The 24,845-nt window shown below is 55.9% G+C and carries 19 protein-coding genes; 13 read left to right on the top strand and 6 right to left on the bottom strand.

Annotation, left to right across the window (positions count from 1 at the left end):
* Positions 1 to 99: 99 nt before the first annotated feature.
* Positions 100 to 654: a fasciclin domain-containing protein gene (locus tag FD715_RS20895; protein ID WP_147114718.1), complete on the top strand. Its 555-nt coding sequence runs from the start codon at positions 100 to 102 to the stop codon at positions 652 to 654.
* 1,376 nt (positions 655 to 2,030) lie between these two features.
* A complete protein-coding gene (locus FD715_RS20890; RefSeq protein WP_147114715.1) occupies positions 2,031 to 5,855 on the top strand; it encodes a hypothetical protein in 3,825 nt (1,274 codons plus the stop codon).
* A gap of 10 nt (positions 5,856 to 5,865) precedes the next feature.
* Here FD715_RS20890 and FD715_RS20885 read toward each other — a convergent pair whose 3' ends face one another.
* Together FD715_RS20885 and FD715_RS22615 are read right to left on the bottom strand one after the other, a co-directional pair.
* Positions 5,866 to 7,515 (bottom strand): hypothetical protein, encoded by a 1,650-nt coding sequence (locus FD715_RS20885; protein ID WP_147114712.1) that lies wholly within the window; start codon positions 7,513 to 7,515, stop codon positions 5,866 to 5,868.
* Between the two features lie 18 nt (positions 7,516 to 7,533).
* Positions 7,534 to 7,839 (bottom strand): hypothetical protein, encoded by a 306-nt coding sequence (locus FD715_RS22615; RefSeq protein WP_189799589.1) that lies wholly within the window; start codon positions 7,837 to 7,839, stop codon positions 7,534 to 7,536.
* A 24-nt stretch (positions 7,840 to 7,863) separates the two neighbouring features.
* Here FD715_RS22615 and FD715_RS20875 point away from each other — a divergent pair, with 24 nt between their 5' ends.
* The 6 genes from FD715_RS20875 (at position 7,864) to FD715_RS20850 (ending at position 14,765) form a co-directional block, all read left to right on the top strand.
* Positions 7,864 to 8,865 carry a phosphatase PAP2 family protein gene (locus FD715_RS20875; RefSeq protein WP_147114709.1) on the top strand — a complete coding sequence of 334 codons (1,002 nt, stop codon included), beginning with the start codon at positions 7,864 to 7,866 and terminating at the stop codon, positions 8,863 to 8,865.
* Complete coding sequence (locus tag FD715_RS20870; protein WP_147114706.1) at positions 8,859 to 11,192, top strand: hypothetical protein; 2,334 nt, start codon at positions 8,859 to 8,861, stop codon at positions 11,190 to 11,192. Before FD715_RS20875 ends, FD715_RS20870 begins: the two co-directional genes overlap by 7 nt.
* Before the next feature lie 225 nt (positions 11,193 to 11,417).
* Positions 11,418 to 13,160, top strand: a complete 1,743-nt coding sequence (locus tag FD715_RS20865) for a heme peroxidase family protein (RefSeq protein ID WP_147114704.1) — start codon at positions 11,418 to 11,420, stop codon at positions 13,158 to 13,160.
* Positions 13,161 to 13,218: 58 nt separating this feature from the next.
* Positions 13,219 to 13,497 (top strand): hypothetical protein, encoded by a 279-nt coding sequence (locus tag FD715_RS20860; RefSeq protein ID WP_147114701.1) that lies wholly within the window; start codon positions 13,219 to 13,221, stop codon positions 13,495 to 13,497.
* Entirely contained in the window at positions 13,494 to 14,408 is a 915-nt protein-coding gene (locus tag FD715_RS20855) for a hypothetical protein (protein WP_147114698.1), read from the top strand. Before FD715_RS20860 ends, FD715_RS20855 begins: the two co-directional genes overlap by 4 nt.
* 3 nt (positions 14,409 to 14,411) lie before the next feature.
* On the top strand, positions 14,412 to 14,765 hold the full coding sequence (locus FD715_RS20850; protein ID WP_147114695.1) for a hypothetical protein: 354 nt from the start codon (positions 14,412 to 14,414) through the stop codon (positions 14,763 to 14,765).
* Between the two features lie 722 nt (positions 14,766 to 15,487).
* Here FD715_RS20850 and FD715_RS20845 read toward each other — a convergent pair.
* Both FD715_RS20845 and FD715_RS20840 read right to left on the bottom strand, forming a co-directional pair.
* The gene (locus tag FD715_RS20845) at positions 15,488 to 16,039 is read right to left on the bottom strand and encodes a hypothetical protein (protein WP_147114692.1); all 552 of its coding nucleotides are present in this window, start codon (positions 16,037 to 16,039) and stop codon (positions 15,488 to 15,490) included.
* On the bottom strand, positions 16,036 to 17,226 hold the full coding sequence (locus FD715_RS20840) for a hypothetical protein (protein WP_147114690.1): 1,191 nt from the start codon (positions 17,224 to 17,226) through the stop codon (positions 16,036 to 16,038). The genes FD715_RS20845 and FD715_RS20840 overlap by 4 nt, the downstream gene beginning before the upstream one ends.
* Before the next feature lie 300 nt (positions 17,227 to 17,526).
* Here FD715_RS20840 and FD715_RS20835 point away from each other — a divergent pair, with 300 nt between their 5' ends.
* Entirely contained in the window at positions 17,527 to 18,342 is an 816-nt protein-coding gene (locus FD715_RS20835) for a UbiA family prenyltransferase (protein WP_189799588.1), read from the top strand.
* Between the two features lie 25 nt (positions 18,343 to 18,367).
* Positions 18,368 to 19,567 (top strand): glycosyltransferase family 2 protein, encoded by a 1,200-nt coding sequence (locus FD715_RS20830; protein WP_147114684.1) that lies wholly within the window; start codon positions 18,368 to 18,370, stop codon positions 19,565 to 19,567.
* A 115-nt stretch (positions 19,568 to 19,682) separates the two neighbouring features.
* Here the strand turns inward: FD715_RS20830 and FD715_RS20825 are convergent, their stop codons facing one another.
* Both FD715_RS20825 and FD715_RS20820 read right to left on the bottom strand, forming a co-directional pair.
* Positions 19,683 to 20,303: a hypothetical protein gene (locus FD715_RS20825; protein ID WP_147114681.1), complete on the bottom strand. Its 621-nt coding sequence runs from the start codon at positions 20,301 to 20,303 to the stop codon at positions 19,683 to 19,685.
* 387 nt (positions 20,304 to 20,690) lie between these two features.
* Positions 20,691 to 22,070, bottom strand: a complete 1,380-nt coding sequence (locus tag FD715_RS20820) for an IS1182 family transposase (protein ID WP_147114678.1) — start codon at positions 22,068 to 22,070, stop codon at positions 20,691 to 20,693.
* Between the two features lie 333 nt (positions 22,071 to 22,403).
* Here FD715_RS20820 and FD715_RS20815 point away from each other — a divergent pair, with 333 nt between their 5' ends.
* From FD715_RS20815 to FD715_RS20800, 3 genes are all read left to right on the top strand, one after another.
* Positions 22,404 to 23,348, top strand: coding sequence for a toll/interleukin-1 receptor domain-containing protein (locus tag FD715_RS20815; protein ID WP_147114677.1), 945 nt, complete (start codon positions 22,404 to 22,406; stop codon positions 23,346 to 23,348).
* Positions 23,349 to 23,586: 238 nt separating this feature from the next.
* Entirely contained in the window at positions 23,587 to 24,039 is a 453-nt protein-coding gene (locus FD715_RS20805) for a hypothetical protein (protein ID WP_147114674.1), read from the top strand.
* Positions 24,036 to 24,845: hypothetical protein (locus FD715_RS20800; protein ID WP_223275019.1), on the top strand; the 810-nt coding region annotated here is incomplete at its 3' end. The genes FD715_RS20805 and FD715_RS20800, both read left to right, overlap by 4 nt.

Genomic DNA, 24,845 nt, shown 5'->3' with positions numbered 1-24,845 from the left:
ATTTGCTGTGAAAATTGCGCCCGCGAAACTTTTTCGCCGCCCGCCCCGTCTTGTCCGCTGTTCCCACCGGGACACCTGAACCAATCGAAAGGAATTTTCATGTTCACCCCCCGCAAGACTGCCGCCGCCCTTCTGTGCCTCGCACTGGGCGCAACTGCCTCATATGCCGCAAACCCCGACGTCGGCGGCGCCCCCATGTTCACCGACAAGAACATCATCGAAAACGCCGTGAACTCGGCAGACCACACAACGCTGGTTGCCGCCGTCAAAGCAGCGGGACTAGTCGATGCGCTGATGAGCGACGGCCCCTTCACCGTGTTCGCACCTGTCAATGACGCCTTTGCTGCCCTGCCGGCTGGCACCGTTGAAACTCTGTTGCAGCCCGAAAACAAGGATCAGCTAACCAAGATCCTGACCGCGCATGTCGTGGCCGGTGACATCTCGGCCCAAGACATCAAAGCCCAAGCGGCAGGCAGCAGCGACGGCTTTGTCCACCTCGAAACCCTGTCAGGCGACGCATTGTCCGCACAAGTACGCGGCAACAACGTGTTTGTCTTCGATGAAAACGGCAACGCGGCCAAGATCACGATTGCCGACGTGGATCAATCCAACGGGGTCATACACGTGGTAAACAAGGTCTTGCTGCCGAAATAGCAGGACACTTTCCGGGCGAGGAGGCATACTGAGCACTTGCCCGGAAATCCAAGCATGGCGCGTACAAGCCTTTTCGAACCGGGCGCAATCAACAGATCGTCCGCAAATCTGAAGGCCGCTCCTTGGCCTCGATAATCCTACAGAAAACCGAAATGGTCTCGCGCGCTGCGGTTTCAAAGGGTTGACCGGCCCTATCCCGCCGTTCGTGACACTGCTCACCGCTGCAGCGCAGCTTCACTAAACCTGCCATTCGCCGCGGATGCGAGGCTGCCACGTCCTCGAAGGTCCGGTTCGCGGGAGAACCAGACTTGTACACATGCGGCTATTGCTGACGCAGCATCCTATTGCGGTTGCGGCAGGCAGACTGCTGCCTCGCAGCGAAGGTCACCGAACCGGACGTTCACCAGCGTTAACACTGTCCGTACCGAGACCGCACATTCGCCGCAACCTGGTCAGACCAGCGAGTTGCGGGACAAAGCGACCGTTCGTTTTCCAACCTTCGCTGACGCAGCATCCCTTCGCATGTGCGGCACCAAATCTTTTGCTATGCAGCAAGTGTCCGCGGAGCGGAAATCCGTCCTGAACCCGACGGCGCTGCGTCGCCGCATGCCTACTGTGAGCCCCAACCCGCTCGTTGTTTTTGCGTTGTGCGCGCGTGCAGCACGAGAATCGTTGCATTTGCCCAGCAAAGGCCGCCGCGCGGTAGCGGTAAAACCAGCCATCGACGCGCGGCACGGCTAAGATCATGGTGGCAACTCGCAGGTCGCAGGACAAACCTGACTAAAACCGGATGCCAGGTTTCGGACGAAATACCATCGCGTGACCCGACGATGTCTATGCGCAGTGTTGATGCGAGCGCTGGCTCTTGAATAAAATTACGGCTGAGATCGGCATCATGGCGCACGAACGGTAGTCATCAACCAGTATTCTACGCTCCGCGCAGAACGGTGCCGCGAGGCAAAGCAGTTCAGCTCGAGTGGAATTGTGGTTCGACCGCTAGCTGAACCGTGGAATGTAACAAGCATTTCGGCCTTACAACCCTGCGCTGGAACGCCCAGCAGAAGTTGCAAATCCACTTCCCTAGCGAACGACCAGCAGGCACCACGAAAGTAGGTACCTACACGGAACGGACCGGTAATCCAAGAAAACGCAGACGCCCAAAACCATCACGAGGTTCACGATACCCGTACAGGGTATTTTGCCCGGCACCGCGGAACAAGGGTCTCTGCGAGCTTTGCTTCGTAAAAAATCCGTAAAAAACCTGTCAATTCCTTCCGAAACGTTGATCTGTCGGCACCTTGCCACGTGACATCGCCGCAATATTGCGGCGTGTACTTTTTTGCTTGGCGCGCCGATTTCGATACGGAGGGAAACACATGGCGCTATTCGACTTTGTCGCGAATGCGTTTACGCACACGCGCGATCTGGTTTCAGCGATTTCGAGCACAAAGTTGAAGGCTGTCAGCCCCGAGGCGCAAGCATTCAGTTCCGCAATTGCCACGGTGCAGGGTGCTGTCGAAGCCGTCCGCGAGAAGCGACTGGAATTGATCGTCCACCCTTTGCAGGCCGAAGATGTGGTCAGTGATTGGAAAAACATCGAAGATTTGGAACTCGCTGAGATGGGAGCGGCGTTTGTGTCCGCAGATGCACGGCTTGTCCAAGCGCTGCTGGACGATGCGGGACAGGATCTGAGAGGGCGGTTGCAGGTTCAGCCGTCGGTTGTTTCAAGGCTGGTGGCCCAGGCGCAACTGATGGAACAGGCACAGGCTGAAGCGCTTGCGGCGGCGCGTGCAAATGTACGCAGGTCGGCGAAACGTGGCTTGAAAGAACTGACGGCGGCCCTGCGAACGATACATCCGACAGACAAGAAGCGTCGCGGTATGTGGTACCGCGCCTTCAACGGAGACGTGGTCCGCAAGCTGAACCAAATGGACGACGGGCACGCAGTGAACCTGCGCAGGACATCCACCGTGAGTTTCAGGAATGCGCTGCACGAGGCCTATGCCAAAGAACTGAACGCGTTCGAAGTGCGGTTCGAAGAAGAAAAAGGCAGCCGGATTCGCGGAAGCATCTGGCGGCGCAAGAACGAACCCGAGCGTGTGATGCGCATTCTACGCGACGGCGAACGCATTCCGCGACACGAAATCGCGCCCGAGTTTCTGAACTCGAACACTTTTCGTGTCGATCAGACGATCAACGGAATCTCGACCGTGGTCGATCCCGATGGTTCGATTTGGTTGCAATCACGATCATTCAAGGACGGCGGGGCTTTTGATTTTGAGAAGAAATGGACCGGCGCATCGCCCGAACTGAAAAAGCAGGCTCGTGCAGCACGTTCGCTAGACCCATATTCGGAAGAGCTGACAGCCCCGGTCAAGCATATGTATTTCGCCGACCGCATTCCGCTGACGCATTCCGCGAAAGCATGGTTGTCGCCCAATGAGCAGATCGACCTGCCCGCGAAGGAAAAAAGCATCCGTGAAGTCGTCACCAAATTTGCAGCGGATATGCGCGGACAATCCATGGCTTCCGAAACACTGAGCCTGACTGCACTTGAGGGGCTTGAGCAACACGCAGGTCTTCGCAATATTACGCATTGGCTGGAGCAGGTACCCGGCAGAAAAATCTCGGCCTCCATCAAGGCTGATGGGCTGGTCTATATCGCGATCACATTGCGCAAGAGCACAACCGGTGTACCCGACGTACCCCAATCTGAAATCAACACCGCACGGTTGATGGCGCTTTTGGTGGTTGCCATTTTGGATCACGCCATCAACGGCTTGGGTCACGCGCGCGAATATCCTGAGGCCCTTCTGTCAGACGAGACGCGACTTGAAATACCGGGCAATTGTGTTTGGCCGCTTCAGGTCAAGCCCAGGGGCCGTGCCGCGACATCCCGGATATCGACGGGATCCGGGTTGGCAAAGGCAATGAGCGGCACGGCCTGGGACTGTGCCAAGCCTGAAAACTGGATGCTTGGTTGGGAACAGGCACCTCCGAAAGACGCGACACTGTACCAGATGCTCGAAAACAGGTTCCATAATCTCACCCAGCTCAAGCTGGAAACGATGTATGGCCTGGGCGACACGTTGTCGGAAGATCGCAAGGGGCTGAACACGGCCGATGCGCTAGGCCGGCTGGTTTCGTATTTCATGGTGTCCAGTCTGGTGCTGAGCCTGATCTGGTTGTTCGGTGCCATCGGCACGATGTACGCCGCGCCATATCTGTCGCGCACCGACTTGTGGCTCTTTTCGTTCGTGTTCTTTTTGATTGCGTTATGGCGGTTTCTGCTGATCGGCATGACGATTGGCATGACCCGCGACCAGAACCTGTCCGATAGCGATCTGCGCCCGTGGAAACGCTTTCGCCTGTGGCTTTTGAACGTGTCCTTCGGCCACCGGGCTGCGTTTTGCATTGGCCCGACCATCCTGTTTCTTGTAGCCGTTGTCGCAATTGTTCCGCGCCCTGACATGGTTTGGGTCGAAGCACTAACCGCTTGGATTGAATTCTGGACCCCGGACAAAACGCTGAAACCGGGCGCGGCCAGTTTTCGTTCAGCATTGGTCAATGCCGTATGGACGTTGCCTGTGGTGGCTGCCGGGCTCCTGCGCCAAGCTTATGTGATGCTGTCGCAGCTCCTTGTTGATCGCGGGTTGGTGCAAGACCGATTGGATTGGGTCAATGCCATCGAGGACAACTGGAAGGCGGGCACCCATTTCGGCGCTGTGCCGAACTCGCCCATTGTGCATCGCATCACCGGTCAGATCGAAACGCTGCGCGCGCGCCTCCAAAACCAGCGGGCGCGGGCCGACAGGCAATTTGGTGAAAAATCGGCAACCAACGCCACACTTGTGGCGTTGGTGTCAATGCTGAGCCCGCTCAACGGCATGAAACCGGATGTTGGAACTGATTATTCGGCTGTGCAAAGCATGTTGAATAGAATCGGCGAACGAAGGACAGAACGTGGGTTCGAACCTCCGATCTATGCCGAAGCAGAACAGGCCGCCACGCAGCTTGTCGACGCGTCATCCCAAGCCCAATCGCCCATGTCGATGCCGGACCATAAAGGGTGCATTGCGATGGAGGATGAGATGGAAAATGCCGTGAAGACAGGTAAGTTGCAGCTGCTGCACCAAGCTGTTTTTGCCGCCAGCCTGATCGACTGCCTTGAGGTCACCAGCACGGAAAACGCCAGATCGCTGGGACACGCGCAGCACCAGATCGCGCAGCAATACGCCAATGTCGTGGAACGCTTGAGCCGCATAGAGGACAGTCTGCCCCGGGGCGGCGGGCCCAAGGGTGGCACCACCTATGTCTGTATGTTCCCCTTCCTGCGCCACTGCGCGCAGGGAGCGCAGATCAACATCATGTCGGACGGGTTCGGAAACCTGCGTGAGGACTTGTCCGATTTTACTGACGAGATTTACAGCACCATTGCCGCCCTGGAAGACCTGAAGGCGCATTCGAGCATTTCCGTAGGCGTCAACGCTGACAGTTTCTTTGAAGGAATGCGGGAAGTGAACGAAATCGTGTCCATATCCGCCAAACCGCGCCAAGTACCTCTGACCGCCGACATTAACCAAATCTTGGAGGATATCGGGCTTATCGAGACGCGTCTAGGCGCTCTGGGACACGCGGACCCGGTGGTCGTGCGCGCGAATGCCGAGCAATTTTTTCATGAGATGGCGCTGGCCCGCCGCCTCCTCGAAACGTTCCCGGAACAACGCCAAACCTGGCTTGGCGGTCTGATGTCGCGGCCACTTGTAGACATCGACCTGTCCATGACCGCAGGCGGGCTGGTCGGCGCACTTGGAAAGTGCAATCACTTGGCAACGCGGTTTTTTGAGGTCAACGAACCGGCGCGTGATCAGACTCCGTTGGTATGGGCGGGCAATTGGAGTGTGCGGGGCAAGCCAATCAATCAGCCAGACGGGGTGCGTGGCGCGCTGCTGCTAGAGGCCAGTGAGCAGAAGCCGTTGTATGTTCTGGGGCTTGCGGACGGGCAAGGTGACCCGCTGCACAATCTGGCGCTGTCGCAGGCGCGCGCGAACCTTGTTGCCGCCGGATTGAAGCAACTGAACCCGAACCTCGACCCCATCGCCCTGAACCTTGGCGAGGCCGGTTGGCTGACGGAGCGCGGCCTTTCCGGTGCAGAGGATGATCCAAGTCATCGGGCCGCGCTTGTTTACGTTTGCGAGTAGCCGCTTGTTCCTACAACAATCCCGTGTCTCGGGACGCGTCGCGCAGCGCACGGGTCAAATTCTGACCGTAGCGCCGCATCATGCCGATGGGATAATCCTTGTCCTCGATCATCTGCGTTATGTCGAAGTCCAGTTCAACCGATTTGAGCGCGGATGCGGACCGTGACAGGCCATCAAGATCACCACCCATCGCATAGAGCGCCGTCAGATATCGCAACGGCGGGCGGAAATCGGGCACCAGCGCGACCGACCGTTCCCCGTTTTGGATCGCCACATCAGTTTGCCCCAGTAATGCAGCGGTCACGGACACCTGAAAATCCGTCCAGAACTGAAGCTGCGTTGTTTCCGCCAGCACCTGTGCATTGCGCGCAGCACGATACGCCAGTTCGGATCTGCCCACGCATTGCAGGGCATTCGAATGCGCCCACCATGCCAGCGGGTTTGCGGCGTTCAGGCGGACGCTTTGTTCGGCCAGTTGCAGCCCGGCAAGATAGTTTCGACTGATGTTCGTGCGCGCGTTCGCGACCGTCGCAAGAACATTGCTGTTCTGCGCGCCGCCTGCCAGCGCCTCGCGACATGCGGCTTCGCAGCGTTCCCGCAATTCGGCGTCGGCGGGCCGGTATCGCTCAACATACTGAATTGTATAGGCTTGGGCCAACCATCCATAGAGGATCGGTTGCGGGCGATCTGCCAGAAGACCTTCGAGCGTATTGACCGCGGAACTCAGAAGATCGCTGCGAATTGAGAAGATCGACGAGACCGCCAGACTAATCCTGCTGGTCAGGTCCGGATGCTCTTGCGCGTCTGGTTTCACTGCGCCGGCATGCAGGGCCACACCAGACTGGCAAGCAGCTTCTGCAACCTGATTGCAGAACGACAGCAACTGCGCATTAACTGCCGGTTCCACGCTTGAGCCCACAACCGCGCATTGACCAGTCCAGATCACGCGGGACGAACTCGGGGCTTCTATCACGCAACGCAGTTGTACTGTTTCGTCACCGGAGCGCGTGCTAACGATCGAAATCAGCCTGTCCAGGTGGACACGGTCAAGCGCTCCAGAACGCACAAGGTCGACTGTTCCGGTTTCATACAACGTCTTGTTCAGCACATCATGAGCTGTGGACACCAGGTTTATTGTCGCCGAGTCCAGCGCGGGATCACATGCGATGGCAATCCTGCGTTTGCGAAACGGATCATCGGACGCGTCGCCCTGCGCCTCGGTAAGGTTCGGCATCTCTGGGTCCGCGCGTTGCAGGCGTTGCAACCCGAGCCACGCGTTGAATGCAGGGTCGCGCACGCTCAAATCTTCAAGGAAGATGCCCTGTTGGTCAGCAAGAATTTCCGTCTGTGCCGGATCCAGCCATATGCGTTGCCGGTCGGCATTGAGGAGACCGGGATAGTCAGCCCAGCAGCGCCGCAATTCAGCAAGGCTTTGACGGAGACTGGCGGCGCGCTGTTCTTGCCCGCGGGTGCTCCAGAGGATGTCTTGAACCCAGGCGCGTGGTCGAGACAGATCCTGTGAGGTCGCTAGAATAGCGACAAGCGCGCGGGTTTTTGACCCTTTCGGCAAAACAGACCTGCCATTGCCGTCGCGAATGGAGAAGCTGCCAAACAAACTGAATTGCAGCCGACTTGCCGATGTTCGATTGTCGTTCGGCACGACACAATACCCTTTGGATCAATTGCGCAGAATAGACCACAAAACCGGATTCAAATCAAACGCAGAGCCGCTTTCGTGAATTATTCGTGAAGAAATATACGCGGATTTGACAGTTTCGACATCTCCCGCTGCAATTGAGAGCAAGAAAACACTGGAGGAATAGATATGACAGCAATGGGTGGCGGTGCAGGCGGCGGCGGTGCAGGTGGCGGCGGTGCGGGTGGCGGCGGCGCAGGCGGTGGTGGTGCCGGTGGTGGCGGTGCTGGCGGCGGGGGTGCAGGCGGTGGCGGGGCCGGTGGCGGTGGCGCGGGCGGTCTTGGTCATGCCGGCGGCGGGTCGTCCCCGATTTTGAATGCAGCACTGGCAACCACGCATGATGCCATTGTTGGGTATTGGGACGGAAAGCCGGACACGAAGAATCCGTTTTGCAATATTCCTCCAGCACACGACCCGTTGAAGTCGTTGGATCCGACGCGGCGTATTGATCTGCTCAGCGCCGAATTGTTAGCACGTTTCAATGTCACGGGCAGTGGCCCGGAAGCCGATGATGACCCGACGAAATTCAAACCGGGACACGCCACGGTTGTCGCCGATCATAAACCGATCTTTGAAACAACCGGGCCGAAACATGATGTCCTTAAAAAGCAGCTTATTTGGCTGCGAAATTACGCTGATCTTCGATTTGACCGGCTTTCGGAAATCAATCGCCAATTAGATGATATCACATCCTTTTTCGGGGCGGTGACCCGCCTGGACGCGGCAAGCAGGCAGCACACGCTCGAATTTCTGAGCGCGGCCAACCAGGTGGTCTATGCCATAGAGATGAGGGTGAAGTGGCTGACTTGGACCCCGCGCCCGATTGATTTGTCGTCACGTGTTCAACCGGTTATCCAGACGCCGGATCATTCAAGCTTTCCCAGCGGTCATGCAACCGAAGCCTTTGCCATGGCGACGCTGATTGAGCGGCTGACCTCCGGGACGTCCGCGCATGCAGCTGTCGCGGCACAAACCATGCCGTTCCGTCTGGCCCATCGCGTTGCCGTTAATCGTACCGTGGCAGGCGTACATTATCCGATCGACAGCGGTGCAGGCATGGTCCTGGGGTGCATGATGGGCGAAGCGATTTGGTCCATGCTGCAAAGCGCATCCTTCAACCCTGAAACAGACGCCGAAGGGCAAGACCCAGTTCTGAACTGGCGCGGTAACTATGATGTGCCCGGCAGCGACGAGCTGGATACCGATTTCCTGTTACCGCGCACGCCGCCAGATTGGGTGCGAAACGAACCCTACCATATCGTGCAGGGTCCGATCACCGCGGCATACAAGGTTGTGGTGGGTCGGGAATGGTAAAGCCGATGTGGACCGACTGGGCCGAATACAGCGATTCGCCCTATATCGATTGGGATGAAGTGTTGATGGGCCTGACGGCGATAACCCGTGGCGCGCGCGGCAAACTTGCCTTTGTCGATATCCCTGGTCGCGAGCAGTTTCTTTCTTTCAGCGGGACCGATGATACGCCCCGTGATGACGTCGACAAAGCGGCCTTGCAGACCCTTTTGGACCAAATCGTCAACGCACCGCCTGACGACCGGCTCGGCCTGCTGGACAAGATTTACACCGAACTGATCATAAAAGTGCTGTTCCGGTTGCGCGCGTCCATCGGTGCCATGCCGCCGTTTCCGATAGATGCGGCATATAGCCAAGATTCAGACGCATTGCTGAAGTACTTCCATTCGATCCTCGATACCGGAACGGTTCAACAGGCCTTCAAGCAGTCCAAACTAGACGACGCATTCCATCTGGACGAAAACGGCGCGATTATCGGTGTGATCGACCTTGGTGTGGCTTTGGGTCAGCAACGCACCCGACAAAAGGACCAAACGAAGACGCGTTTCCTTGCGGCCTGGCAGCAAACTGCACCACGGCGCAGCGTGGAGAACGGCGTGCAAAGCTACCTGCCTTTCGGGGAAGAGCTCTTGGCGACCGAGATCAACGACCTGATCCACGAATACACGCTGGATCAGCATTTTGACGAAGAGGGCTTCAACCGCGCCACGTGCGTCGAAGATTATTGGCGCACGCTGGGACACCGAGAGCTTGGGCTGGCTGCGCCGCACGGGACGCACATTCTTGATTGTGCCGCAGGGTATGATGCGACGGTTAAAGACAATGAGTCGCAAGCTGCGTCGCGCCGCATCATTGCGGTCAATCTTCCATCACGCGAACTGGTTGGCCACGCAGCACAACATCTTGAATTCTTTGCAATCTTCGGGCTGCTTCGCATTGCGATCCTGTCGGATGCCGTCTGGTTTGCCAACAAAAAACGCGTCGGTGAAGAAAAAACCGAGAGCCCATCCTGCGAAGACAGGAAAGAAGGGTACCACACCGTCGTCAATCTCAGCTTCGGCAAACAAGCGAGTTCGCGGGATGGAACGGATTTGCTGGCTGAGGTACTTCGCGATCTAAACATGGCGCGCGAGAGGGCCAAGCTGAAGCCGATCTATCTTTCGATGCCAGCAGGAAACGAAAACCTGGAGCGTGGCAACGCCCGTACGCGGCTTCAGGCCGGGGCGGTGGTGTCCATCGACTGGCGTGTGTTACCCGAAGATCAGTCGGCTAATTTCCTTGAGATTTGGGCAGAGTACTCCAAGCCCGATGATGCGCTTGCGCCCGCACCGCTGGATATAGAAATCACGGCGCCAACCGGCGAACGGCTGGACCTGACCAGTGCCACCGGCAAGTTGCAGAGGACATTTCAGTGCGCGGGTAAAGGTCCCCTCGCCCGGCTGTATGCCTTGCCAATGGGCAATTCAGAGCAGGACAAGCCGGATTCATCAGACACCAGTTGCGAGAACGAGCAAGCGCGCATTGCGCGGGAACGCGGGCGACAGGCCTATGTGCTGGCGACCCGATGGACCCAGATGCACACCGGTGCGGCGCCGCCGACCTTGGGGCTTGCCGGGTTATGGCGTATCCGCCTGCGCAATCGCTCAAGCGCCCCAATGCTGGTGGTGGTAAGCACGCAGACCGACCAGACGGAAAAGCCGAATTCGGTGACGAACCAGCGCAGCTATTTCGATCATCAGGACTATGAGCGTTTTGATGAGACCGGACGTGAGAGGGACAGCTACTCCTACCCGATGGATCAGGTAAGCGCGCCCGTGCCACTCGACAGCTCGAACCTCATTCGGCGCCACGGCACGTTGAATGCAATTGGCAAGGAACGCTGGACGTTGCTGACTGCAGGACATCGGTTCAGCGACGGCCGGATGGAAGCCTATTCCTCGACCGGCGTCAAATTTGCATCGCGCGGACGTGGCGAAGGAACGACCGTACCGGGCGAGCCCACGGCATCCATGCCATGCAGAGATGGTACGGGGCATTTCGGCCGCATCGCTGCCGGTGGACGCGATGGTTCGGCTGTGGCCTTGCAGGGCACCAGTGTCGCCGCGGCGATGATGACACGCCGATTTGTCGATCATCTGATGAGCACCGTGAGTTTCATCCCCGAGAAGAAGATTCAGGAACTGCAGGTGGAAGCGGACAAAGAAGAAAAGGCGGCTAGTTATCCCGGACGCGTTGTTGATGTGAAAGCGGGCAGCGGTCGCATGAACGCATCAAAATTGCCAGAAAAACTGGGTCGGTTCCATCGTGGGGTCCGGGAGCGAAGACGCTAGCGCGATCTCTCTTCACCGGCCAAGGCGCAGCGCTCCTCCCGCTGCGCCTTTTTTTGTAGCTGGGCCGCTGCCTGTGAACCCATGGAAATTCACGCAGTTCTAACCGAGTTTTAACGCGGCCCCTGCTTCTTCGACACGCGGTTTGCCGGCATCCTGAAGATATGAGGCGGCAAGCAAATTTCTGCAGCTTGCCCGTTGACTAAGCAATATCAAGGAGCGCATTCGATGCTTTTCATTAAAGGTCATGGTATCCAGCCGGTTGTCGACGCCGATATGTCGGCCTATCCCGACGGTAAGTGTATGTCAGCCGCAGCTGCATGTGGTTTTCGCCCGGACGAAGCCTATGACGTGGGCAACCGATTGGGGTTGTTTTCGTACAGTTTCCCGGACGCCACTGGCCTGCCCGAAGACCACGACCAGACCGCCGCGCTTGACGCGCTGGCCGTGCAGATGATCGATAACCAGCCACCAAGCGCTGCCAATTCTTCGATCCCGCCTGTGTTCACTTACATGGGTCAGTTCATTGATCACGATATCACGGCCAATACCGACCGGGAGACTGGGGTGTCAGTCATCGACGTCGAAACTGTCACGCCTGTCGGTCGCGATAAGGTCCAAGCCGGCCTTGGCAATTTGCGTTTCGGTGCTCTTAACCTGGACAGCCTGTATGGCGGCGCGCCTCTGCAAGGCGCGTTTGCCCGAGCGATGCAAGAGGCCCTGCGCTGGCCTGAGGACCGGGCCAAACTAGAGGCCGGAACGGACAGCGACAGCCCATTTCCTCAGATCCCGCTTCCCAAGGATCGGGCCCGAGACCTGATGCGTTTGGGTTGGGCCCGCAAGAGCGGCCAGATCACCGATGATGACCTTGCAAGCATCCCTGAAGAGCTGCGAGACGCGTTCTTCAATGCGGACGGTACTCCGCGCGATCAGCGCGCCATCATCGGCGACCTTCGGAATGACGAGAACCTGGCCGTTGCGCAATTTCACCTTGCCATGGTTCGCCTTCACAACAAGATCGTGGATGCCGCGCCGGCATCTTTGCCACTGCACGATCGCGAAGCAATACATGCCTGGGCGAAGACCACCACGCAATGGATCTATCAGTGGCTGGTGATGAACGCCTACCTGCCTTCGATCAGCGATCCTGACATGCTCGAGACGGTGCGGGCGGCCGGAGCGCCCGTCTATTCTGCCTTTTTCGAACGTCACCCGCCGGCACATCCAGACGCCATGCCGCTTCCGCTTGAATTTTCGGTTGCCGCGTTTCGCTTTGGACACACCATGGTACGCGCCGAATATGATTGGAGCCGGAATTTTGGCCGCGGCGATGCACCGCTGACCCAGCGGGCTACGTTCCAGCAGTTGTTTGAGTTCACCAGTGCAGGCATGTCCCAACTGCGGTTGCCCGAGCATTGGCCGATCGAGCAGGAACGTTTTGTTTTCGAACCGACAGCCGCCATGCCGGACCGCGCCGCGCGCAAGATCGACACGTTGCTGGTGCCCCGACTTCACAAAATGGACAACGAACCGGTGGGTCTTTTTGGGGTCATGAAAAACCTGGCAAAGCGAAACCTGCGCCGTGGCTATCGACTCAGCATTCCAACCGCGCAGGGATGTCTTGAAGCGCTTGCAGCAGAACATGACATCCATATCGATCCCCTCACCGCCGAGCAAATCGCCTCCGGCCACACGGCCAGTGCCATTCAGGCCGGCAATTTCCACCAGCATACCCCCTTGTGGTTCTATGTGCTGAAGGAAGCCGAAATTGTCGGAAACGGAAACCGGTTGGGTCCCCTGGGAACACTTCTGGTGGCCGACACCCTGATCGGCCTATTGCGTCACGATGCTCAAAGTTACTTGAACGCGGCGCCGGGCGGCGATGGTTGGCGGCCCGAACACTCGGTCACACCCAGCGGCATCAGCATCGACGGAATGCCCAACATGATGCGTGCCGCCGGCCTGATGTGATCCATGCCCGCGCGGCATCGCTCCGCGTGCGTCCCTTCAGCAGAAAAGGAAATCCAGAATGCCCGAACCAATCGTCAAAACGCGCATGTCCAGAAGGATCATGCCTGCGCGCAAAGTCATGGCAACCAGCCTCGCCTCGGCATTGACCGTTCTAGTCCTGTGGGTTCTCAATACCTGGATCGTGTCTGAGCCGATACCGGCAGAAGTTGCAGGTGCACTCGCGACCGTGATCCTGTTTGTTGTGCCCTTCGTGGTGGGTTGGAGCGTACCACCGTCACCGCATGACGGTATTGAAACCTTTGTCGCCGAAGACCCGGTCGCGGGGCCAACCCCATGACACGTCTGACGCTTTTATTGTGCAGTGCAGCCCTCGCGGGCTGCACGACCCCCGATGTCACATCCAACATCGAAACGGCGCAGACGCTGACCCGCGAGCTGCAAAAACCGCTGCAGGCCAGCCTGGCCCAACGCGCCGCTGCTGACAGGCAAGCTGCCGAAGAGGCTCTGATCGCGCGAAACAAGGCTGTCCTGGACCTGAGCGGATGCGATCCGCTGGATGATATCGACCCCGATGCGCAAATGCCTGACTGTCGCCTGATCAGTTTCGCGGACCCGACCCTCGGGGATGTGAACGCGTACAGCGTTCTCGAGTTTGTCGATCTGTTGGATGGTTACTTTGCGGCTCTGGCGAACCTTGCGACAAGCACAACAGCCGACTCCATTCAGACCCAAAGCGCCGCACTTTTGGCAGCGCTCGAAACGACCGGGCAGGGGCGTTCGGACGCGCTGGGCAAACTGGCCGACTTTGGCGCCAGGAACAAGGGAACGGTGCCAGCGTTATCCGGTTTCGCAGCAAACCAATACCGTACTACCGCCTTGCGTCGTGTCGTGGCAAAAGCCCATCCGGTTATCGTGGAGGGTGTGACATTTGCCTCCGTTTATTTCGACGGAGAGGACAGCTCGATGCGCAAGGCGCAGGACCGCCTGCTCTTGGCCTGGCAGCAGGCAGACGACGCGGTACGGAACAAAGACCCGATCGCACATCGCGCAGCGGTCAAAGCGATGAAATCGGCACATACTGAATTTCGCAATGAACAGGGGAAGTCCCCGGCGACGGCCCTAAAAGCCCTCGCGAGACATCATGCCCTGCTCCTTGATCATCTCAACGGAACCCGAAACAGCGCTGAAGTTCTGCAGACCTTGTCGCAGATCGACGAAATTCTGACCGCGCTGCGCAACCGGAGCTAAGCCATGCCTCTCACCCCACAACAGCAATCCGCGCTAAATGAAATCGACCAGATAATCGTCGTAAGGCGCAATGTCATGGCACGGTTGAAAGCAGCGCGGGCGTCCACAACGGATCCACAGGTCCTGAGTGACCTGAAATCGGCACGGATCGCGATCACACGCAAGAACCTCGTCACGGTGAACGCAAGGAACAGAATCTTGCGCTCGGCGTCATTGGGGCCGACACTGACCAAGCTGAAAAGCCTGACCAACGATGCCAAGGCGGCAGACAAAGCAATGGCTAATCTGGACAAGGTGTTGAAACAGGCAACGACGTTGATTCAGATCCTCGGGCGTCTTGCTTCAATTCTAGCGTGAAACCCCTTTCGGGACGGACCCAATCAATGTGCGAATACAGAGGCTTAGCTATTCTTGCGCACTTAAATGTAAAGGCTGAGGCCGCCAACTGAACGTCCAGTATGTCCGCACTTTGCTCATTACCGGACAAATCATCGCTGCGTGGCCTTCGAACGACCGGTTTTCCCGCAGCACTGCAGCGTCCGCAACCGAGCGCTTGAAGCGGTTTCCACACTGCGAGCACGCGCAGCGAAGAAACCGTATTCACAGGTTGGGTTCCAAGCCGACCTCAGAGCCTTCGCAGCATTCGGCCTGAATTGCTAAAACGCCCGGCCATGGACGGCCCAAACCGGCCATTCACCCACCCTTTGGCATGCTGCGGCGCAGCCCGTCGAAGAAGACATTCGCTGCAGCTGCAAAACCAGTCGCATGCCCGATGACTGCATCGCGGGACCTTGCTGCCGTTCGCCCTGTGCCGACGCGTGTCCACTCGGGTGATCATTGCTTTTGATCTTTAAGCTGCCAAAGGCAGTCAGATTACCTTGAGAACAACCGTGTAGCAGTGGATTTCCAGTGCGCGTCATGGTGGGTTTCGCCGTTGATATTGTTGGACCGGAACCAATCTGTGCTAGGCCTATGCTAGATTTGTGCATCGACACGGGGCCCACGTTTTTAGGTTGTGGAGCAGAGGATGAAAATCCTCTGGTTAGAAAGACGCTGGCATGCGAACTCCGACATCGGCCTCAGCCGTCAGCAGGGGCAGAAGTCTCTGTCTCAGGGGGAACTGAGACATTCTCTTCGGAATGGTTAAAAGCTCCAGTTGCTGCGAGAGCGATTACGAAAAATGTAGCAAAAATTAGTCCAGCGACAGATTGATCCTTCCAAGTGAACCACGCTTGGAATCGCCGTCGACGGGTCATTTCGTCGTCGCTTTCCATAAATATCTTATGAGCTTCCGAGCGTGGACCCATTGCAAAGTCAAGAACGAGATTAGGTACGCTATCAACCGCTTCCCGCTTGTCTTGCGATTCACATTCGTGGAATGCGTAGTGAGCAGCAGCATATGCGTAGGGACACATATATTGACGTCTCGCAATCAAATCGAAAATCCATGCCGCGAAAGGTATCGCTAACGCCAGAATGGATGCTCCATCGAGGAACTCCTCCGAACCGCGAAGGGAAAATGCATAGACGATGAACAATGCCAACACCTGAGCTGCTCGCAACTTCACAATGTCGCTATAGCGCTCTATAGCGAACTTTACGTCGTCCGACGGAGACATCAATTTGCTCATCTCGTTCTCCATCTTGCACGGTAACCCCAAGCAGCCAAATGGCACTTTGCAACCAAGAATCCTGTGACCAAGGGGAAAAGGCTCACAGCCTTTGACGTCACACCCTCGACTGGCTGAACTCGTGTCTGGTCTTCCCAAACACCTGAGATGACCTTCTTTAAGACCTTGCTTTGCAAAAGTACCCTAGCGCACTCTTTCAGATCCTTGCGATCTAAAGCAGAAGCCAATCGGCGACCCAAGGCAATCCTTTTTGAGGCGATAGCCGCAAGCTCCATATCAACATCCATCTGGCAGTTTTCAAGTGCACATCGGATTTCACTGAGCGGCACCTCTACCTGCAGGTGACCGGTGCGCGCATAGTTGGCGGTCGAAGACCAATTCCCTTGGCACAAGAAATTCATCGAAGCGCCGCCAACTAGTTGTACTGAATCTCGTCCTTTCTCCATGGCCGCGAGAACTTTTCGTCCCAAGTCGGCTTGCTCTAAGATTAGAGCATGCAGAATTCCAGTTTTCCCCGTTGATGAGTCCTCGAAGTAATCGGGCACATCGTCGAGAATGAACTGAAAAATGGTAGGATCATACCTTTTATAATGAGCTCTTAGCTTCTCGCATGAATCTGGTGATCGGATGAATGTAAGTATTTTCGCAATTGGAACAGCTAGCATTTGCGATACCCCTAAAAACTCCCTGAATGATAGCTTTCTTCCATCAATCAGTGACAAAGATCTGACTTGCCCTTCGATGCCCTCATGAAGCGTTACTGAGAGTAGGTGGACTAGATGAATAATTCTTCGGGAACTCGTACCTCCGGCATGAAGTAGACTCACGTACGCCGCTAAAGATCGACCAAAGAGAATGGCTCCATACGTATTGACATCGAGTTCAATCGTGTGTGGCTTGGGAGCATTCTGAAAAACGAAATGTCTGAGATCTTCGACGTCCCTTGGCGAAAACTCTATGTTTCGGATCGGGCACAACAAGATCTCTTGTTCGCGTAAACGCTCGGCGAATTCTTCGCCGATGAAGTAATGAAAGCTTGCCCAAATGAGTTCAAAAATGAAGCGCAAACGCTCTCGGAATTGCTGCGGGTTAATGCTCCCATTATCTGCTTCGTCGTCAGCAGTAGCCAATGCCAAGCCGCCCCACAGCGACTGATTGAACAGCTTAGCCTTTTGGACGCTGCCCATGTCGCTCGGGACACTGTCCAACCGGCGGTAAGAGGCTCGGTTCCAGATTAGAAAGTTGGTGGATTTCGAGCGATAGGCCGTTGGAAGATCATACCCGAAGCTTCGCGAAAACTCCAAGCGCAGTGATCTTGTCCTTGGCCAGACTAGGTACTCCTTTAGTATTCCCAACTTCTATCGCCCGTCTCATCTCCATGGTTCAACATGCGGTTAGAAATTTGGTTCAGTCAAAGCTTCCGAACTATTGGCATCAGAAACTCCAAATTTGTTGCACGCGACGGTACTTTTGACCAGATTGGCTTGATGAACAACACTGACACAATCTTGGGAATGCTTCTTTCGACGGGACGGTGGCCTGTCTCCGCTATCGCGGGCGTCGCTGCTGCCCTTGCTGCAGTAGGTTCTGGCGACGTGTCGTCGAGCAAACTCATTTCACTGTTCTTGGGCATGTGGCTTGTGACAATGTCGGGTTTTGTTTGGAACGACATCTACGATGCAGATATGGATCGGCAAGCTGGGAAGATGCGTCCGATTGCGTCCGGAGAGCTTTCGCCACAATTTGCTGCCTTTGCCACCGTGGTTGCGTGCCTTTTTGCGCTCGTTCTAACGCTTTCAACTTTTGGCGCAAGCGCGACTCTAGTGCTGATCTGCACGATGGCTGCTTTGCTGCTTTATTCTCCGTTTGGGCGTGTTCATCCACTGGTCAAGCCGATTTGGGTTGGGGCACTGTGCATGAGCCCCTTTGCCCTCAGTTCGGTTGCACTCGATCTAGCGCCAGATGCTACGATCCTCGGTCTTGGCTTCTTGTTTATCGTTACGCGGGAGTTGCTTATCGATCTTCAAGATGCCGAAAGTGACCGCGACTGGGGAGTCTGGACCATTGATCAGTTGTTGGACCCAAAATTTCTTGAGTATACTTGTTGGGGAGCACTGGTTCTCATCCCAACACTAGGGGCGCTGATGGCAAGCGGCATTTGGTCAACCGCGCTCTTGACTGCATCTGCATTGGCTAACGCAATCGCTTTCAAAATCTATTTGGCCGAACCAGGTCGAGGCCTTCTGCTAACTCGCCTTGGCATGTTGTTTGCCGTTGTTGCCATTTCGATCAGCCTTTCGTAGGTGGCAAGCATTGGGGATCGACTTGATGACAGTGCAAGTGCTCTTTAGCGGAATCTTTGCATTGTTGATCCTTCTTCTGCCGGATCTTGTCGTGTTCAATCGTGCTAGGTCCTTAAGCCTGAAAGTTCCCAGGAAACCGTACACCCCATCAAATAATAGGCAAGCAGATGAGATTGATGTTGTCGTGCCGGTCCAGGTGCCTGAAGATGAGGTATTTGCGCTCGAATGGACACGCGTATTCAACCAAAGTTTCCCTGGCTCTGGCGGAAAACTGTTCATCTCTAGCAACGGAAGATGGCACGGCAACGCTGACTTCTCATCTTGCCGATTGGAAGTGAGGCATACAGAAGGGAACGGCTCCAAGATTAACAACCTTGAAAACGCCATCTTGGCAACTGACGGCGGAGTTATCGCGATATTCGATGCCGACTCGAGGCCCGTAAAGGCAGTTGATTTCGACCTAATTTCGCACCACTTGGCGGAATCCGATTGCGTTCAGGGATCCAATATCACAGCTTCTCAAAGTCTCAATTCGTTCGGTCTCTTTTGTGAGTACGAGTCTCTCGTGTCTGCCTGTATGAGCGAAACGTTTTCTTCAGGAGAAGAAGGCACCAGCCAATTCCGTGGAACGAACGCTTATTTTCGCTCAGAGACTATCAAAGGCCTTCGCTTCCGCGTCGATACGGCGCTCGAAGATATAGACGCAACAATTCGACTACTGTGTCGCGGGGGAAAAATTCGATTTGAGCCACGTTTACTTGCCATTGAAGCTGCGCCCATGGACCGATGGGAGCTACTCAAACAGAGATCCCGGTGGAGCTTTGGCTGGGGGCACTTATGTCGCATGCACCTGTTCACTGTCCTTGCGTCGAAAAAACTGACCAGGCACCAGAAGATTCGTATCGCTGGCTACTTGGTATGGGTAACCTTCTTTCTTCCTGTTGCCTTCACAGCGATCCTGATATTGCCGTGGTCTACAGGATGGCTTCTGGTTGCGGTACTGATCAAGTTTGCCACTTCTGAGCTGTTGGTAAGAAAGCATGCCAAATCAAGTCGCATGTCCAGTGTGTTTGAAGCTTCAAGTCGGTCTCGCAACGTATCGCTTTTTCATCGAATTTGGTTCAGCGCGCAATTGGTTCTTATTGATTTGTTGAAGTCGCTTTCGATCTTTGGCTTTGCGCTGGGAACAGGATCTAACTGGCCCGCTACGCGTAAAACGTTTTGAGTGTCCCGGTTTTTTGTTGGGTGCTGCCTGCAACGAACCCCACTGCACGGGCAACCCTCTGTTGCTTCGCTCCGATGCAAACGACATTACTGGTGTCCACTGCGCCAGCAGATTATTATCTCAGAACACCTGTTTGCGTTAGTAAGGAAAAGCCAGCCAAAGCGAGACCGGCAAAGATTAGCATTCGGGAGACTGTGCCAAAAAAACTCCCAACAGCTACAATGGCCACGGTCTTCAATGTCAGCGGCGAGACAATCGAATAAGCAACGGTTGCGGAACGCATCGGAGCGAAGGGGATCGCTTGACAAAGAGCATAAATGAAACCCAAACGATCACCATGGAATAGTCTGCCTACCCACCCGTTTCTAAGTGTTTTTTGCATAACATAGGCATCGTGATTTCCGAACTTCAACCCGGAGGTGCAAACAATAAAGAGTATCGTTGCGCCAATCGATTTGCTTATCGCTGATGCCAAAATGATCATTGCAAGACTAACTCTTTCTGAAAATGCTAATGGTAGCTCAGCAGGTGTCGGAAGTGCAAGTCCGCACAGAGCAACATAGACCGTTGTCCACGCCAAAATCGCTCTATCGGTTACAACTACGTGCGAAGCTGTAATATCACTTATCATTTGGTTGACAAAAACAAAGATGGCGCCCTCTGCGAGGTATAAGGAAATGAAAATAAAGACCAGCAACGTTGCAAAGACATTCAGAAACATGCGGCGCTTGTTCATTGTTCCTCAACAAATTCTAAGTGGGTCAAGGGCTTTGCAACAATGTCGCTCAAGTTCTCGTCTCAACTATTAACCATGCCGTTTGTTGGTGATTTGAGCAAACGGCTCCTAGCCGCCTCGGTCAAGCCCATGCCAATACAACCTATCCAAGCGCGAACGCTGCTGGAAGAGCCACCAAAAAGATGTCCGTGAATGAAAGTTTTGCCAATCAGGATCCAGCGGCCTCAATGTCATGGTGTCTTTTGAGCCGGCGTTGAGCAGGTGGCTCATTTTAGAGAACGGCCGTTCGTCGTCGATGCGGCATCGGTGAGTCTGGGCTGATTGTGTTGAAGAAGTCGACTCAAGTGACGGGGTCAGATCGCGGTCGCGTGCGGTTCAGCCTTTCTTTCAGGCCGGTGCCAGCTTCCCGCGGACCAGCTTGGCGAGTTTCCGGAGGTTTTGGGCGGTTGCGGCGAGGAGAAACTCGTCTTTGGCGCCGTTGGGTCCACGGAGGCGCAGCCGGTCGAGCCGGAGGATGCGTTTGAGGAGGGCGAAGAGCATCTCGACCTTCTTTCGTCGTCGGCTTGCATCGGCGTAGGCGTCGGTGGTCGCAATGGTTCGGGCGAAGTCGCGTGCTGCCTCGTGGACGTGCCGGGCGATCTTGCGCGCAGGCTGGTTTGGCGTGCATCTCTCCTTCAACAGACAAGCCCGACAGTCCTGCTGTCGGGCGTAGTATCTTTTGAAGCCGTCTTTGCTTACCCCTTCGCGGGGTTTCTTCATCTGGCGCCAATACTTCTTGAGAGCCTTTCCACCGGGGCAGGTATACTCGTCTCGCTCCGGGTGATAGCGGAACTCGGCATTCGAGAAGGTTCCATCCTGCCGCTCCGACTTGTCGATCACCGGGATGTGCGGCTCGATCTGTCGTTCCGTAAGCCATCCGAGCATCTCGCCCGACCCATAGGCTGTGTCGGCGGCAAGCCGTTCCGGGGTCAGGCCGAAGCGATCCCCGGTCCGCTCGATCATCGTCCGCGTGGCACCAACCTCCGCCGTGCGGATCGACCTGGTGGCCTCGACGTCGAGGATCACGCCGTGTTCCGTGTCGATCAGGTAGTTGTCGGAGTAGGCAAAGAAGGCCGGTCCTTTCCTGGCACCGGTCCACTGGCTGGCCGGATCAGCGAAGGAGGTGAACTTCGGGGCAACCTCGCTCGCCGCCCCGAAGGCGGCATCGTCGAGCACGTCGAGGTATTCGCGCACGGCACGGGGTGCCGCTTGAACATTGATCCGGTCTGGGTCCCAGTCAGCCCTAGCTGCTGCGTACTGCTTGTTGGCATCCGCCCGGATGAGGCTCGCATCTGACGCGAAGGTCTTTCCGCCGACCAGGCCCTCGGCAATGCAGCGGGCGACGACGCTCTCGAATAGGTGCCGGAAGAGATCGCTATCGCGGAACCTGCCGTGGCGGTTCTTCGAGAAGGTCGAGTGATCAGGCACCGGGTCGGTTAGATCGAGGCGACAGAACCAGCGATACGCCAGGTTCAGATGCACCTCTTCGCAGAGCCGCCGCTCCGACCGGATACCAAAAGCATAGCCAACGATCAGCATCCGGATCATCAGCTCGGGATCGACCGAGGGCCTGCCTGTCGAACTGTAGAACGGCGTCAGATAACTGCGCATATCAACGAGATCAACGAACCGGTCCATCGCGCGCAACAGGTGATCTGGCGGCACGTGATCCTCGATCGAGAACTCGTAGAACAGCGCGCCCTGCGCCACCTGCCTCGGCCCCATCATTGCCAGAACTCCCATGCCTCATGAGAAGTGAATCAGTCGCCAAGGCGTCGCTCAAGAGGAGTTTTTCAACACAATCGGCTCACTGCGGACCTCGGAGCGAACGCAGCATCTGAACGCCCGGCTGGCGTCGATGAGGACGGCCTAGACCTGCCCTTGGCCTTGGCCTTGGCCTTGGCCTTGATAACTCGCGCTGCACTGCAGCATTACAAGAGCACACATTGGTTGGGAAGTGATACCCCACTTGCGAATTGGGCAGTAACTCCCAAATCTTAGTTGCCGATCTAGACGCGCCTGGATAAATTAGAACAAAATACAAACATTTCGAGCAGACACATGAGAGCCTTCATTTCTTACTCCCATCGAGATGCAGACGCACTTGACCGCCTGCATGTTCATCTTGCGAACCTTCAGCGGGAGGGTCGGATCGAAACATGGTACGACCGCGAAATCTTGGCGGGCGAGATATTGGATGATGAAATCAGCGAAGAGCTAGAGGCAGCTGAGCTTTTTCTGCTGATGATTAGCCCCGACTTCATAGCGTCCAACTATTGTGTCGAACGGGAGATGCAACGAGCCTTGGAGCGGCACGAAGCGGGCGCAGCACGGGTTGTACCTATCATCGTCGAACCGTGCGATTGGGCTGCAATGCCTCAGCTCCGACGTTTGAAAGCAGTGCCGAAGGACGGTCTACCGATCTCCGAATGGATAAACGCGAATACTGCATACCTCGATGTCATACAGGAAATTCGCCGGATAATCGATGCGATTGTGTCGAACGGACTCGATTCAACAGCTGATGAAAAACAGCCGGCGACAACACCACAAGCCGCCCCTCGCTATCGCGTTCAACGCGACTTCGACGAAATCGACCGCAGTGAATATCGCGACGCGGCGTTCACTGCGATCAGGAACTATTTCAAGCTGGCGATTGGTGAGATCGACGCGGTCGAGGGGTTGCGGGGCAGATTTGTAGACCGAGGCACGAACTCCTTTGGCAGCACCGTTGTCAATCGTGGCCGGCAGCATGGAACTGCACATATCACAGTGCACTGCCGAAACGCGGGGTTCGCGCTTGGTGACATCTATTTTTCATTCAATGAGAACGCAGCAGACAATACGGCAAACGGCGGTTTCAACGTCTCGTCCGACGAATACGAGCAATTCCTGGTTGTGACTATGTCAATGTTCGGAAATGAGCCTAGCCGGCTAAATCCTGACCAAGCTGCTGAGTACTTATGGAACCAGTTCATTGAGCAAGCAGGTATTAGTCATGCCTAAACTTGCTCGCTTTCGCTGCAACAATTGCGGTCACCGTTTCGAAACCGCTGTGCTTAGCAAGGACGAACAACGCGAAGCTCGCCGCGACAATCGCCCGACCAAAGCTGTACATTGTCCCGAGTGCCGCCGAACCGACATTCGAAAGGGTTGGGATTAGTGGGAATGCGAAAATCGAAACTGCAGGGCCATTCATGATCATCCCAGTTGTCGCCCATGGGCCATTATTCTGAGAGGAAAAATGCTGTCGCCAAGTGAATTCACAGTCGGAAAAATCGGTAACGCAAACCCGCTCAGCTTGATCCTGCCGACCTCAAAGTATGAGGAAACGTTGCTGGTTGGCCAACTCGACGACCTGCCGACGGCGGTGTTTCTTTCAGGGCAGCATAAATCAATGTTCTTCAAGACCGAAGGCAACGAAAGCTGGGGTGGACTGATTATTCCATCTGTACGAATTGAGATCGATGAGACTAGCTTCGTTGACGAATACTCCTCTGAAGCGCCATTGCTTTCTGTGACTCGGGCCGACACAAAACTTGTTGTGGCGGCGAGATCAGAAAGATCGTTCGGTCAAGTCCAAATCACCTTGCACGAAGGACTGGATTCAACGGGAGAAGCAAAGGCTAAGTTTGCGAATTGGCAGATTGTTCTTGGGAAGGGTCAAGACAAGCGTGTCCTGTGGACCGCGACATGATCCATGTCCCATTTGAACGTCGTTTTGCGCACCCATCAGAAGAGCAACTGCGTGACCCTGACTATTTATCTATCTGGGGGAGTTATGAGCACGGCTCCCTACGTTGGAGCGACCTTTATGCTTACCGCTGTGTCGTCGTCTTAGGTGAGGGGAAGTGTGGTAAGACCCATGAATTCAAGCAGCAAAAGCAAGCGCTCCAAGATCAGGGACAAGCTGCGTTTATTGTTCCACTTGAATTGCTTCAAGACGGAGAGTTTTTGGACTCAATCACCGCAGAGGAAGAGGAAGAATTTCGAGACTGGCTAGAGACGTCTGACGCAGAGGCTGTGTTTTTTTTGGACGCGGTCGACGAGTTAAAATTGCGCAAAGGCACGCTTCGTAGGGCTTTGCGAAAAATCCAGACTGCGGTAGGTGCCCAGACGCACCGAGCGCGCTTCTTCGTTTCATGTCGACCTAATGATTGGACTGACGAACTGGATTTACAGGCTGTGGCCGCTTTGGTCGCGCCCATAGAAAGAATCGCCGAGGTTTCCGAGGCTCCCTCTGGGGAAGAAATATTCACCGCTGTGATTGCCCGTGATAGCGGCACACAGCCGGATGACGGCCAGGAAACAAGTGACGATACAGAAGAACCTGTAAAAGTTCTCGCGCTGTTACCGTTGTCCAGAAATGAGATCATCGAATTTGCGCGTCTTTATGCAGCAGATCACGCCGATGCCTTTGCGCGGCACTTAGAGGAAAAAGAGCTTTGGCACCTCTATCAACTGCCTGCCGACATCATAGCAGCGCTTGATCAGTTGGCAGTG

This window comes from Tateyamaria sp. syn59 (assembly GCF_007995245.1).
In the GTDB taxonomy this organism is placed as follows: Bacteria; Pseudomonadota; Alphaproteobacteria; order Rhodobacterales; family Rhodobacteraceae; genus Tateyamaria.
This window is presented reverse-complemented; position numbering and strand designations above follow the sequence as displayed.